The organism is Pseudoalteromonas sp. NZS11_1, from assembly GCF_015864275.1.
Taxonomy (GTDB): Bacteria; Pseudomonadota; Gammaproteobacteria; order Enterobacterales; family Alteromonadaceae; genus Pseudoalteromonas; species Pseudoalteromonas arctica.
Map to the genome: position 1 here is coordinate 224,960 of NZ_JADYXK010000001.1, position 13,755 is coordinate 238,714.

Genomic DNA, 13,755 nt, shown 5'->3' on the forward strand with positions numbered 1-13,755 from the left:
TGCTTAATGCAAAATGTTAGGACAAGCCAAACGAAACACATTAATAGGCGCCTGAAACTCAGAGCCAAATTCGTTGCGTAACGTGTAATGGCCTTGCATTGTGCCTACAGGTGTATCTAAAATTGCACCGCTGGTGTATTTATAGCTTTCGCCTGGGCCAATGTCTGGCATTTCGCCAACAACGCCTTCACCTTCTACTACTACTTCTTTGCCATTTGCATCGGTAATTAACCAATAGCGGCTCAGTAATTTTGCACTACATAAACTATGGTTTTTAATCGTTACTGAGTAAGCAAATACGTATTTTTCAAGCTCAGGTTGAGATTGACCTTCTACGTAAAATGTTTCTACAGACACCTTTACAGGCGATCCAATATTACTGCTTGTTGTCATAAATCCAATTAGCTATATCAATAAATTGTTGTAAAGATAAGCGCTCAGCACGCAGCGTTATATCAATGCCAATGCTAGTAAGCTCTTCTGCAGTTAGTAAATTACCTAAACTGTTACGCAGTGTTTTACGGCGTTGATTAAAGGCTTCTAAACACACTGTGTTTAATATTTTAACGCTTTTTGCTGTACGTTGCTCTGGCTTCTTAGGTATTAAACGTATAACAGCAGAGTCAACTTTTGGCGCTGGTTTAAAGCACTCAGGTGGTACTTCAACAACCGGCATTGCATTACAGTAGTATTGAGTCATTACGCTTAAGCGGCCAAATGTTTTACTACCTGGGCCAGCTACCATGCGTTTTACTACTTCTTTTTGAAGCATAAAGTGCATGTGCTCAATATGATCTGAAAATTCAAAAAGATGAAACAATAACGGTGTCGAAATGTTGTAAGGTAGATTACCAAACACTTTTAATTTTTTGTCATCGCGAACCAAGCTTGCAAAGTCAAACGTCATTGCATCGCCTTGGTTAACGGTTAATTTAGGACCCAAAAATGGGTGTTCAATTAATCGTTGCGCTAAATCTTTATCTAATTCAACAACCGTTAAATGACCGCTTAATTCAGCTACTGGCTCAGTAATTGCGCCAAGGCCGGGGCCAATTTCTACTAGGTTGTCTTCTGGTTTAGGATCGATCGCAGAGACTATTTTATCGATGATAGATTCATCAAATAAAAAGTTTTGCCCAAAACGCTTACGAGCGCGGTGTCCTAAATGTACTTTATCGGTCATTGATTTTGTGCTTTTTCTTGGGCGAGCTTAATTGCTTCGCGGATCGCTAATTCAAAACTGCCAACGTCAGCTGTACCAGTCCCTGCTAAATCGAGTGCAGTACCGTGGTCAACTGAAGTGCGGATAAATGGTAAGCCAAGGGTAATATTTACCGATTTACCAAATCCCTTGTATTTTAGCACAGGTAATCCCTGATCGTGATACATAGCAAGCACTGCATCTGCTTCAGATAGGTATTTATCTTGAAATAAGGTATCGGCCGGTAGTGGGCCAATTAAATTCATACCTTCGCTTCTAAGTATCTCAAGCGTTGGCGTGATTGTTTCTATTTCTTCACGACCTAAATGGCCATCTTCACCTGCATGCGGGTTTAAGCCACACACTAAAATACGTGGTTTTTCTATACCAAACTTAGTTTGTAAGTCGTGATTTAAAATACCCGCTACTTTAGTTAAACGCTCAGGTGTAATGGCACGCGATACATACGCTAGTGGAATATGCGTGGTTACAAGTGCAACGCGTAAGCCCTCTGTTGCAAGCATCATAACTACATCAGCAGTATTTGATTGCTGCGCAAAATACTCAGTGTGCCCACTAAACGAAATACCTGCTTTGTTAATTATACCTTTGTGAACCGGGCCCGTAACGACTGCATCGAAGGTGCCATCCATGTTTTTTTCGCTTGCTATACGCAAGGTATCTAACACGTATTGTCCGTTACCGTCGTTTAGTACGCCTAGTTCTACATCAACCCCTAAATCAACCTGATGAATATACAAGCTGCCAGCAGGTGCTGCGATGGCGGGGGCATTATCATCAAATTTAATTAAGTTTATTGTTAAGCCTAAATGTTTTGCACGCTCTTTTAATAGTTTGCCATCGGCAATCGCTATAAGTTGAACATCCCACGCTTGCTGAGCAAGCGTGAGTAGCAAATCTGGGCCAATACCAGCGGGTTCACCCGGTGTAATAGCAATTCTTAAGGTCATATTTATTGGTCTATAGGGAAAATTTCAACGTGAGCTTGCTCGCGCATTTCTTGCTGCCAGTTAAAACTTTCTTCCTTAAATTTACGGTTAAACAACATACCGTGAGCACGGTTACGTTTGGCTAGCTCAGTTTTATCAGCTACACGTTTACCAAGTAACTGCACAATATGCCAACCAAACTGTGTTCTAAACGGTTCGCTTATTTCGTCTTGCTTAAGAGAAAGCAATGTATCTTTAAACGCAGGTACGTAGGTAGTTGGATCTGTCCAATCGTACTCGCCACCTTTAAGTGCAGAACCAGGATCTTCTGAGTACTCTTTAGCTAACTTTCCAAAGTCGGCCGTTCCTGCGCGTAAGTCTTTTGCAAAGCCAGCAAGCATAGAGCGTGCTTTTTCTTCACTTAAAATAATTGAAGGTTTAATTAGTATATGACGTGAACGCACTTCAGTTGTTTCTACAACTTGTAGGCCACGAACATCTTGTACTTTAATGATATGAAAACCAGCACCAGAGCGAAGAGGGCCAACAATAGCGCCTTTCTTTTGGCTTTTTACTGCTTCAGCAAAAAGCGATGGCATTTCGTTAATACCCATGTAACCAAGCTGTCCACCTTCAAGTGCTTTAGAGCCGCTTGATGATGAAATAGCAATACGCTTAAATTCTTGGCCATCGTTTAATAACTCAATAACTTTATCTGCGCGTGTTTTTGCGCCAGCAATTTCGTCAGCGTTCGCATCGTTAGGGATATCTATTAAAATATGACCAATGTCGTACTCTTCAGCACTTTGACCTTGGGTTTCCATAATTTTTAAAAGGTTATCAACTTCTTGTTCGCTAATATAAATACGGCGATCGACATTTGCACGTGTTACTTGTTGCGTTGTAATTTCTTTACGAATTTCTTCACGGTAAACTTGAAAGCTTTCGCCCGAATCTTCAATAGTACGGCGTAAATCTGCAATTGTGCCGCCTTGCTCTTGTGCCATGCCAGCAAGAGTTTGATCGAGTTGGCTGTCTGAGATTTGTAATCCCATACGTTCAGCCATTTGTATCATAAGGGCTTGATTAACTAAACGCTCAACAGCTTGTACACGAAGAGTTTCATCTTTTGGTAATTGCTGGTTTTGTTCTTCGGCTTGCTTTTTAACACGATTAATAATGGTGTCTACTTCGCTTTTTAAAATTACGCCTTGGTTTACAACGCCAATAACTTTATCTATTTCTACTGGTGCGGCCATTGCACTTTGACAAAGGCTGGCACTTAAAACTGCTGATGTTAATAATTTTTTTAAATTCATATTCTTTTTACTACTCTTGCTGATAGTACTGTTGTGATACTAGTTACTAAGAAAATACGGTCTACGATAGCCAAAAATACCTTGTTGTAATAATTTTTGTGCATCATAACGGCTTTTACTGCCAAGTCCTTTTAATACAAAATTCAAACTAATACCTGAATCAAAAGTTGCTTGTTCTTGGCCTATTGATTGATTTAAATCTGTTTCAATTTGGCGGTGCCCAGTAATTTGGATAGCCCAACAGCATGATTCATACTGTAATCCGCTCAATACTTCGATACTTCTGTTGTTTTCAAGATCTCGATGATAGCTTGCAATAAATTGCCATTCGTCGCTAATAGGAATACTTGTAAATACACCTGCTTGCTCGATTGTATTTCCTGAGACATCATTTGCATAGCGATGGTTCAATTGTACTAGCTGATTATTATCACCTTTATAATCAAGTGTTACATTTGACTGTACCATTTGCTTGCCATCTGTATCGTATTGAATACCTCCAGCGAGGTACCAACGGCGGTGCCAATGTAACATGGTTTGAGCTGCAAATAGTGCATTATAATTAGTGTCTGAGTTCAAGCCTTGCTCTGTTGGCTTGGCATCGTCACTTAAATAAAATATTTGGCCGGCACTAAAATTAAATACTTCTTCCTGTTTTCTATCAAATAGGCGCGTTGTAGCACCTAAAGTAAACTGATTCGCTGCTGCTATGCGGTCAACACCTGAAAAGCGCACGTCTCTAAATAAACCATAATAATCGTCTTGTAGCTTAGTTGTATCAAACAAGCCAATGTCTGACTGGTCTTTATTAGGTGTATATAAATATTGAATTTGCGGCTCTAGTGTTTGTATAGCATCTTCAAAAAAGTAAGATGCGTCACGCTCAAAATTAAGCTGAGAATACAAACGTACTTTAGGAATAGTACGCGATACGGTATCGCTGTATTGCGTGCCTGTTAAGTTTCCGCTTTGCTTATAATTAGTTTGTAACAAGCTCACTTCAGATAAAAATGACCACGCATGCGTTGCGTAGTTGTAGCGGGCTTTTGGCTCTACGTGTACACGAGTTGCGCTGTCTATGGCCACTTCTGATGAGTCATTAGTAAAATGGCTAATCTCCCCAGACACACTAAAGTCAAAATTATCAAAACGCCAAGGGGCAGTTTGCGTAAAATTAACTTGCGGTATAGCAGTGTATGACTCTAAGTGATCGCCCAGTACTTCAAAGTTTTGTACTTTAATATCGGTGCGCCATGTTTCACCTAAATGAGTAAGTGAACCAGTACGATAAAGCTGTGTATCGGTTTTACTGGCGTAATTTGAGCTTAAATCGGTGATGTAGTTATCATCGCTTACATTGGTTACATCAACGTTTGCGCGCCAGTTTTCACCTAAATAACTTTGCTGTTGCCAATGAAACATGTAGCGTTCATTCAAGTCTGGCTCAGAATCATCACTATCTAAGTATTCAATTCCTACTAAGCCTTCATGTTGCTCTGTTAGGTATCTAAACTCTGTTTGTAATTGCAGCCCTTTATTAGACATATAACGAGGCGTAATAGTGGCATCAAAATTAGGTGCAATATTTAAATAGTACGGCGTAATTGTTTCAAGGCCGTATTTGTCAGAGCTTGAAATAGTCGGGGTAAGCAAACCTGATTTACGGCGCTCATCCAGTGGGAATGTAAAATAAGGTAGATATAAAACCGGTGTATCGAGAATGCGTAATACGGCGTTATATGTTTCGCCCCAGCCTTCTTCGCGTGAAAGGTTTATTTCGTCAGCTTCAATTTCCCACACTGGGGTGTCACTAGGGCAAGTAGTAAAGCTTGCATTCATGAGTAATAGGCCAGACTGATTAACAGTGAGCTTTTCAGCGCCGCCTTTACCTTGTTGTTCGGTTAGGCTGTAGTCGGCGCCTAACAAACTGACTTCTGAATTATTTAAATCGGCATTTAATCCGGTGCTGTTTACTTTACTTACGTAATCTTGATAAGTAATTGGCCCCGTTGCATTTAATAAACCACGCTGTTTGTCTATCAACGCAGTTTGTGCGGACAAACTCATCTTAAGGGTGTTAATATCAACATTGCCGGTAAATTCAGCGCTTTGAGTGCCAAGTAGCTCAACATCATCAGCTTGAATATCAACTTCACCAAGGTTAAGGCCTTCAAGTGGTTGCCAAGCTCTGGTTTGCATTGAAATGCCACAAAGGTTGTGTGCCAGTTCAGTTTCGGCAAGCGATGGTGCGCTAACTACGCTTAGCATCAATATGCCCCAGGTTTTGCTCATTTATCGACCTTAATACTGTGTGTTTAATATAATATACACATAATAAAGGAAAATAATGGCAATTACAGTAATTGACCTAATTAACTTAGTGAAAAATAGATATCTTATAAAATGACACGCTTTGAGAATTTACAACAATTTATAAACATACACCTTAATGCCAAGTCGCATACTTTAAACGCGATCACAGGTGATGCTAGCTTTCGCCGTTATTACCGTTTAAATCACGATAATAAGCATTTAATAGTGATGGACTCAGATCCAAAAAAAGTAAATAACGAACCTTACATTTCGCTAAATCAGGTGTTTGTTGAGCAAGGTTTTTTACTTCCTACTATTATTGCAAGTGATGAGAAACAAGGCTTTTTTGTTCTTAGTGATTTAGGGAGTACGCACCTAGCCGATATGCTTGATGATGCAAACCGCATCGAGCACTATCAAGCGCTAATTAGTTTAAGTGCTCAATGGGCTAAAACGCCGGCAGCTTCTGCTATGCAAGCGTATAACGAAGATTTTATAACACTAGAACTTGATATATTTAGCCAGTGGTTAGTGAATGACTTTATTAATGAGCCACTAAGCGCAGAGCAAAACGTAATGTGGCAAACAAGTTCAGCGCTATTAATAAAGGCCATGCTTGAGCAGCCCACTGTTACCGTTCATCGCGATTACCATAGCCGTAATATTATGAACAGTAACGGCCAGTGGGCAATTATAGATTATCAAGATGCTGTACGCGGGCCGCTTTGCTACGATTTAGTATCGCTACTACGCGATTGCTATTTTAAACTGCCTCAAAAAGAGTTAACAAGCTTGCTTGATTTTGCTTATCAAGAATTTACGGCTCAAAATTTACTGGCTAACACTTCATTTGATGAGTTTAAATATTGGTTTGATTTAACTGGATTACAGCGCCACTTAAAAGCTGCGGGTATATTTTGTCGATTGTATTTACGCGATGGTAAAACAGGTTATTTAGATAATATTCTACCGACTCTTGATTACATTATTGAAGTAGCGGCAAATTACCCAGAGCTTAAAGCATTGAGTGAGTGGACAAAAAATACCATAGTGCCAAAAGTGACTGAAAAGTTGGCAAAGGAGCGCTCATGAAAGCGATGATTTTAGCTGCAGGGCGCGGACAGCGTATGATGCCGCTTACGCAAAATATGCCAAAGCCAATGTTAAAAGTGGCACAAAAACCACTTATTGAGCACCATATAAATAACCTTAAAGCGGCCGGCATTACCGATATTGTAATAAACCTTGCGTGGCAGGGTGATAAAATAAAAGACTATTTTAAAGATGGCAGTCAATTTGGCGTAAATATACTTTATAGCCAAGAAGTTGAAGGTGGCCTTGAAACGGCCGGCGGTATTATTGAAGCGTTACCGCTGTTGGGTGACTCGTTCATTGTAGTAAATGGCGATGTATACACCGATTATGATGTAAGTGCGCTAATGCAACTTCATTTACAACCCGGTGAGGCGCACATAGTGCTTATAGAAAACCCGCCACACAATCCAGATGGCGACTTTGCATTGAGCCATTTATCGGCCGAGAGTCAAAAATATACATTTTCGGGGATTGGCCGCTATCAGGCTGATTTTTTTAAAGGATTAACGCAAGGTATTCGCCCTTTAGGGCCTATTTTACGTGAAAAGCTAAATGAACATTTAGTCTCTACTGAGCTCTATATAGGGCAGTGGGATGACATTGGTACACCAGAGCGTTTAAACCAATTAAACACGCGCCTTGAGGCGTAACAACTCAATTTTTAAGAAGGCAGTATTATAGATGTGGGGAAAAATTCTCGGTTTTTGTTTTGGCTTTATGTTTGGCAAAATATTTGGTGCCATTTTAGGTTTATACCTAGGTCATTTATTTGATAAAAGCTTAAAAAATAACTTTGATAAAGCAGGCGGCTTTTCTAGCTTATTTAGTGGTGACGATGTTCACGAGCGCCAAGCTTTATTCTTTTCAAGCTGCTTTGCTGTCATGGGGCACATTGCCAAGTCGAACGGCCGAGTCAGCGAAGTACATATAAAAGCGGCTAACTTGTTTATGGATGAAATGGGCTTAAAGGGCGAAGAACGCCGCGAAGCACAACATGCATTTCAGTCAGGTAAAGAGAGCGACTTTTCACTTAAAGAAACAGTACACGATTTTAAAGAACGCTTTGCTAAACGAAACGATCTAATACAGTTATTTTTAGAAATACAAATTCAAATGGCGTTTTCTGATGGAGTGCTAGCCGAACAAGAAAAGCAATTATTAGCAGAAGTAAGTAAACAGCTAGGCATTTCTAAAACACACTTTGCATTTGTATTAAAGCGCTACCAAGCAGAGTTTAACTTTAGAAAGCAACAACAGCGCTTTAATCAGCAGCAACAAAACCAAGGTCAAAGTAGTAGTTACCGTGAGGGTTCTGGCCACCATGTACCGCCAAATAATAATATGAACCGTGCGCAAGCATTGGCGTTATTAGGCTTAAGTAGCGATGCAACGCAGCGTGATATAAAAGTAGCGTACCGTAAACTTATGTCGCAACATCATCCAGATAAATTAGTATCGCAAGGTTTACCAAAACACATGATGGAACTGGCTGTTAAAAAGAGCCAAGATATTCAAGCTGCTTATGAGTATTTAAAAAAGTCGGCGTAAAAAGCCGTCTATTTCTTTTGTTAGGCGTGCGTGTTGATCGGGTTGATCGCGCAGGCCAAACAACTGGCGTTGGCGGTAATCAAATTTTGCATTTCGGTCAACCCAGCGCTGACGATTTTTAAGGCTCATTAAAATGTCTGTGCTGTCATTTGCATAGTAAATATCAAGTAAGGCGGGTGTAACAAGTGATGCTGTTTGGCTCAAGCTTTCGTTACGCTTTGTATTAGGTAAGTAACTACTTAAACTGATAAATGCCTCAACTCTCTCGTCCGGAAAATCTGCATAGTACTCCAATAACACACCTGCACTCGTGCCTTGTGCTATAACTACTATATTACTCGAATCTTCCATAGCGGTTTGATACAGCGCATTAAATCGAGAAATGAGATTTATTTTATAGTTATCAAGTATGTCGTCAGTTACTTTTTCAATTGCATTAACGTAATGAGGTTCTTCTTTTATTTTTGCAGGCTGCGATTGGGCGTTTTTTGCTGTGTCGGGTGATGCAAGTTCCTCGGCTTTACTAGGAGCAGCTTCGGTTTCGCTGGGCATTGCTTCGGCCATTTTACTTGCTTGCCAACCAATGTCGGGTACTGTCATTGCGTAGGTGCTGTAACCTAAATTATTAAGCTCTTTGCGCAAGTAGCTCATACCTGAATTATTGGTAGGTGAAGAATGCCAGTCGGGTATAAGTATTACTATACCTCTAAAATTACTACTCATATACTCGCTGTAAAGGCTTAAAAATTCTGTTTCACCCGCCAATATAGGCTTTATTTCATCGCTTGGAAGTAGTCGCTCAATGTCGCTATTTTCAATGCTTGATAGATTAGGTGGGGCAATATGTTCAGCCGCGCTGATGGGGTTAGCTAAAAGTAGGGCACAGCTGAGCTGTATATAAAAAGCCCTTTTTAAAAACCGTGGAAATAGCATAACGCACCTAACTAATGACAATTAGTTAGGTATCGGCAAGGTTATCTAAAAGTTTAATAGATAGAGCGAATTAGCTAGTGAATTTGAACCTGTTAAAACTCTAATTCGGCTTCAAAAGTAAGTACTTGCTCAGTTACGGGGTGCTTTAATTGCAGCATTTGTGCATGTAATTGTAAGCGAGGAGCGGCAGCAAGTGCCTCTTTGTGGGCGTAAAGTCTATCACCTAAAATAGGATGACCAAGGCTTAACATATGCACACGTAGTTGATGCGAGCGACCAGTGATGGGAGTTAGCTCTACACGGGTTGCATTTTCTTCACGCTCAAGTATTTTGAAATGCGTAAGCGAAGGTTTACCTCTGTCGTGATCAACCATTTGTTTTGGGCGATTAGGCCAATCACAAATAAGGGGTAAATCTACTGATCCTGTTTCAGCTTCAAGTTGTCCGTATACACGTGCTATGTAACGTTTAGCTGTTTCGCGCTCTTGAAACTGCATACTTAAATGTCTGTGCGCTGCTTTATTCATGGCAAGGCACAGTATGCCAGAAGTCGCCATATCTAAGCGGTGCACTATTCTCGCTGTTGGAAAAACACGATTAACACGATTAATTAAGCTGTCGGCATGTTTAGGATCTTTACCTGGGACAGTTAATAACTCACTTGGTTTATTAACTATCAGTAAGTCGTCATCCTGAAAAAGTATCGTTAAATACGGACTCATAGGGGGATTGTAATTAACTAACACGGCCGACCTTAGTAATTTTGAAGGTCGCTATTTTAGTAGAGCAGGCCAACAGGCTCAAGTAAAAGTTTGGCTATATTGTTTTAACTAGTAATCCAAGCCTTAGCTCCTTTAAAGCACTTTTATAGCTTAATTTCTTGCGCTGTTAATAATCGATATTCACCACTAGCCAAGTTTTCATCTAGGGTAATTTCCGCAATTTGCTCGCGATGCAGCTCAACTACTTTGTTATCTACCGCGTAAAGCATACGCTTAACTTGATGATATTTACCTTCACTTATTGATAAACGCAGGCCGTAATTAGCAAGTCTCTCTGCTATAGCTGGGCGGGTTAAATCTTTTTCGTTATGCAGCATGACACCTGTTCGTAATTGCTCAAGTGCTTCATCGGTAATAGGCTCTTGGGTTTCGACTAGGTAGGTTTTAAATTTATTGCTTTTAGGCGACGTAATTTTATGTGACCAATCGCCATCATTAGTAATAATAACTAACCCTGTGGTATCTATATCAAGACGACCTGCTACATGAAAGTCGCTCATATTTGGCTCATCAAGTAAGTCAAAAACAGTTTTATGTAGCTCGTCACTGTTAGCACATACATAGCCAACAGGTTTATTTAGCATGTAATAGCGCTTACCTAAAAATACCAAAGGCGCACCTTGGTGCAGTACTTCATCTTGCTGGGCTAGCTGAAAATTATGTGATGTGATTACTTCGCCATTAACGCTTACTTCTTTTCGCTTAATACTCGCGCGAGCTTGGGTACGCGGTATTTCAGCTAAGTGGCTAATAAATTTATCTAAGCGGCAAGGGAATTTCATTTTGGTTCACATTTTTAGTCGGCTACAATGGGCGCGATTATAGCCGATAGTGAAATACCATGACAGTGCACAGCACACAAATTTTAAGCCTTTACCAAGCAAAAATAGACACAGGTGAACTGTGTTTTGATGCTGCGCAGAAAAATGCAGTGGAAGCTTTAAATACGCTAAGCGAGCAACTTCAAGCTCACACATCATGGTGGCAAAAAGCGACTTTAATAAAAGGTGTTTATTTATACGGACCCGTAGGGCGTGGTAAATCCATGTTAATGGATTTATTTTATAAAAACCTACCTATTGAGCAAAAGCAGCGGCTGCATTTTCATCATTTTATAGCACAAGTGCATGCCCAACTTTCGCAGCTACAAGGTCAAAAAAATCCACTCATTCTAATTGCAAAACAGTGGGCTAAAAATATTCGTGTATTGTGTTTTGACGAGTTTTTTGTGAGCGACATTGGCGATGCCATGATTATGTCCAGATTGTTCAATGCATTGTTTGAACAAGGTGTTGTGCTGGTGGCCACATCGAACGCAAAGCCAGAGCAACTTTATTACAACGGCCTGCAACGGGCGCGATTTTTACCTACTATCGATTTAATTAATAACCATTGCCATATAATTAACGTGGCAGGGGAGGATGATCACCGCTTTAGATATGGTAAAAACAGTCGTCACTATTTTATTAATTTATCAAATCACGATTTTAAAAATGAGTTTTTAGCTTCGTATCCGGTTGTAACATGTAGCAATACAATTACTGTGCATGGCCGCGATTTACCTTATTTATTAAAAGCAGATAACGCCTTGATGATTGATTTTATGGCGTTATGCTCAGGCCCTCGTAGTGCTAACGATTATATGTTGTTAGCAACACAATTTGATGTGTTATATGTATCGAACGTGCCGCAAATGGGGGCTAAAGCAACGGGTAAAGTTATTGTTCACGGTATAGAAGATAGCTACCAACGCGAAAAACAAACGCTTGATGAGCATACTTTTGACGACGAAGCACGGCGCTTTATTGCCTTAGTAGATGAGTTTTACGATTGCCATAAGTTGCTGGTAATAAATGCGCAAACCGACATTGAACATTTGTATAAAGGTAAAAAGTTGAGCTTTGAATATGCACGCACACAATCACGCATAGTCGAAATGCAAAATTGGTAACGCTTTAATATATATTGTAAACGAGCTTGCTCACGTGAGAAGCGCAGCTTTTAATATTTATAACTGATTACTTATTGGTTTCTCTAAAGCGAAGCACCCTCTAAACCTCTTTGTGAATAAATCACTTAAGATCTTATTGCACAAAGAGGAGTAAATGAGAAAACATTAAAGCATAGAAATTACGAGCTTTGCTTGTCACGCCAGCAAGCTGTGTCTACAGGAAAGTTTAACCACGGTGTTAAACTTACCCTTCTTGGCGCACTATATTCTCAAGGGCGCGAATATTAGTAATTAAATCCTGGCGTTGTGGGTTTGCTTGTAATGCTTTTCTAAGATGCTTTAGCGCGCTTGAGTAGTCTTTAGAATCAATCGCTATTTGCGATAACCCAAGCCATGCAGATAGTTGATAGTCAGGCAGAGCCTGTGCGCGTACATACATTAATCTAGCTTGCGTAAGCTGATTTTTATCACGATAAATACTCGCTAAACTAAGTAGGGCATCACCTAAATTCGGGTTTATTTTAAGTGCGTTATTTAAGCTTTTAAGAGCACGTTTAGTATTACCTTGTTGCATAGCAATTTGTGCGCTGTATACAGAAAACTGGGCTTGTTCATCACGGGGTAGTTGCTTAGTTAATCTTTTTGCGCTGCCTATTAGATCTTTAGCTAAATCCCATTTTTGTTGAGATACAAGCCAGCCTAAAGTTTGCACCGTGGTATTAATAACCTCAACTTGCTGCTGTTTAGTGGCGTGTTTTAAACCTTGCTTTAATAAACTAACAGCGCGTTCACTGCTACCTTCACTTAAGTGCAACTGAGCTGCTAAAAGCTGGTTGCTGGTATCTTTAGGGTTGAGTTTTAAGGCCACTTCAATAGCAGCAAGCGCTTGCTTTTTTTGATCAAGTTGTAACGCTGTTTGTGCACGTTGCAACCAAAGCTCAGCTTTATCAGGGGTTTTATTGAGTAACTCTTTTAATAATGCATTTGCCTGGCTTAAATCACCCGATTCAATTAACGCAAACAATAGCCCTTGTTGATATTGGCTTGTTTCTGGCGCTAGCATGAGCGCCTGGCGGTACGCCGCTACTGCGCTCCAAGGCTGGCTGTGCTGCACGTGTATATAAGCAAGTTGCGCATAACTTTGTGCGTCAGCTTGGCCAAGCTCAATACTATGAACTAAGTGTGTTTGCGCTTTATCATACTTTGCTTGTTGCATGTATAAAAGGCTCAAACCTTGGTGTGCTTTTACTAAATCAGGTGAAGCTTTTAAACACGCCAAGTAAGCTAGTTCAGCGTTATTAAAGTCTTTTGTTGAAAGCAGTACTTGTGCACGTAATAAGTTTAAAGCAGTGCTATCTTGGCTTATATCACGGCCTTTAAATAGCGCAGCGACTTCACTGTAATTACCTGCTTGTAAAAGTGGTTGCACTTGGCGAGCAAAACCGCGCTCGGTCGGTTCAATAAGAACTTCTGTAGGACCCAGTAATTTATTATTTATAGCTAATTGCCATGTTGGATCGCTAGGCGATAACGTTACTTTTAGTGGCGTACTTATGGCGCTAGCATGCATGCTAGTTACACCTAATAAAGGGAATGAGTACATTAAAGTAGTGATAACTGCGCGAGTTAATGGTTTTAGCGTTTTAATTACGTTCATGTTTTT

Annotated in this window: 13 protein-coding genes; 4 read left to right on the plus strand and 9 right to left on the minus strand. The window is 40.2% G+C overall.

All coding sequences use genetic code 11. The features are described 5' to 3' along the window. Window positions 1–3 precede the first annotated feature (3 nt). From apaG to lptD, 5 genes are read right to left on the minus strand one after another with little or no spacing between them, the layout of a single operon-like run. The gene (gene apaG, locus I6F44_RS00860) at window positions 4–393 is read right to left on the minus strand and encodes a Co2+/Mg2+ efflux protein ApaG (RefSeq protein WP_007585091.1); all 390 of its coding nucleotides are present in this window, start codon (window positions 391–393) and stop codon (window positions 4–6) included. Beyond that, complete coding sequence (rsmA, locus tag I6F44_RS00865) at window positions 377–1,183, minus strand: 16S rRNA (adenine(1518)-N(6)/adenine(1519)-N(6))-dimethyltransferase RsmA (protein ID WP_007585090.1); 807 nt, start codon at window positions 1,181–1,183, stop codon at window positions 377–379. The genes apaG and rsmA overlap by 17 nt, the downstream gene beginning before the upstream one ends. Beyond that, complete coding sequence (gene pdxA / locus I6F44_RS00870) at window positions 1,180–2,172, minus strand: 4-hydroxythreonine-4-phosphate dehydrogenase PdxA (RefSeq protein WP_007585088.1); 993 nt, start codon at window positions 2,170–2,172, stop codon at window positions 1,180–1,182. The genes rsmA and pdxA overlap by 4 nt, the downstream gene beginning before the upstream one ends. Before the next feature lie 2 nt (window positions 2,173–2,174). Next, window positions 2,175–3,470 carry a peptidylprolyl isomerase SurA gene (gene surA / locus I6F44_RS00875; protein ID WP_197173136.1) on the minus strand — a complete coding sequence of 432 codons (1,296 nt, stop codon included), beginning with the start codon at window positions 3,468–3,470 and terminating at the stop codon, window positions 2,175–2,177. 39 nt (window positions 3,471–3,509) lie between these two features. After that, window positions 3,510–5,762, minus strand: coding sequence for an LPS assembly protein LptD (gene lptD, locus I6F44_RS00880; protein WP_197173137.1), 2,253 nt, complete (start codon window positions 5,760–5,762; stop codon window positions 3,510–3,512). Between the two features lie 111 nt (window positions 5,763–5,873). On the opposite strand from lptD, the gene I6F44_RS00885 reads away from it, so the two are divergent. The 3 genes from I6F44_RS00885 to djlA are packed head-to-tail and all read left to right on the plus strand — an operon-like array spanning window position 5,874 to window position 8,426. Continuing rightward, a complete protein-coding gene (locus I6F44_RS00885) occupies window positions 5,874–6,875 on the plus strand; it encodes an aminoglycoside phosphotransferase family protein (protein ID WP_197173138.1) in 1,002 nt (333 codons plus the stop codon). Continuing rightward, complete coding sequence (gene murU / locus I6F44_RS00890; protein ID WP_197173139.1) at window positions 6,872–7,528, plus strand: N-acetylmuramate alpha-1-phosphate uridylyltransferase MurU; 657 nt, start codon at window positions 6,872–6,874, stop codon at window positions 7,526–7,528. The genes I6F44_RS00885 and murU overlap by 4 nt, the downstream gene beginning before the upstream one ends. 31 nt (window positions 7,529–7,559) lie before the next feature. Then, entirely contained in the window at window positions 7,560–8,426 is an 867-nt protein-coding gene (gene djlA, locus I6F44_RS00895; RefSeq protein WP_007585079.1) for a co-chaperone DjlA, read from the plus strand. On the opposite strand, the gene I6F44_RS00900 is transcribed toward djlA, so the two are convergent. The 3 genes from I6F44_RS00900 to rsuA form a co-directional block, all read right to left on the minus strand. Further along, window positions 8,409–9,359 (minus strand): DUF3530 family protein, encoded by a 951-nt coding sequence (locus I6F44_RS00900; protein WP_197173140.1) that lies wholly within the window; start codon window positions 9,357–9,359, stop codon window positions 8,409–8,411. The genes djlA and I6F44_RS00900 overlap by 18 nt on opposite strands. 92 nt (window positions 9,360–9,451) lie before the next feature. Beyond that, a complete protein-coding gene (gene rluA / locus I6F44_RS00905; protein ID WP_024589793.1) occupies window positions 9,452–10,105 on the minus strand; it encodes a bifunctional tRNA pseudouridine(32) synthase/23S rRNA pseudouridine(746) synthase RluA in 654 nt (217 codons plus the stop codon). Window positions 10,106–10,224: 119 nt separating this feature from the next. After that, the gene (gene rsuA, locus I6F44_RS00910) at window positions 10,225–10,923 is read right to left on the minus strand and encodes a 16S rRNA pseudouridine(516) synthase RsuA (protein ID WP_121953663.1); all 699 of its coding nucleotides are present in this window, start codon (window positions 10,921–10,923) and stop codon (window positions 10,225–10,227) included. A 59-nt stretch (window positions 10,924–10,982) separates the two neighbouring features. On the opposite strand from rsuA, the gene zapE reads away from it, so the two are divergent. Beyond that, window positions 10,983–12,092 carry a cell division protein ZapE gene (gene zapE / locus I6F44_RS00915; protein WP_197173141.1) on the plus strand — a complete coding sequence of 370 codons (1,110 nt, stop codon included), beginning with the start codon at window positions 10,983–10,985 and terminating at the stop codon, window positions 12,090–12,092. 244 nt (window positions 12,093–12,336) lie between these two features. Here the strand turns inward: zapE and I6F44_RS00920 are convergent, their stop codons facing one another. Then, window positions 12,337–13,749 (minus strand): tetratricopeptide repeat protein, encoded by a 1,413-nt coding sequence (locus tag I6F44_RS00920; protein ID WP_121953724.1) that lies wholly within the window; start codon window positions 13,747–13,749, stop codon window positions 12,337–12,339. Window positions 13,750–13,755: the final 6 nt, after the last annotated feature.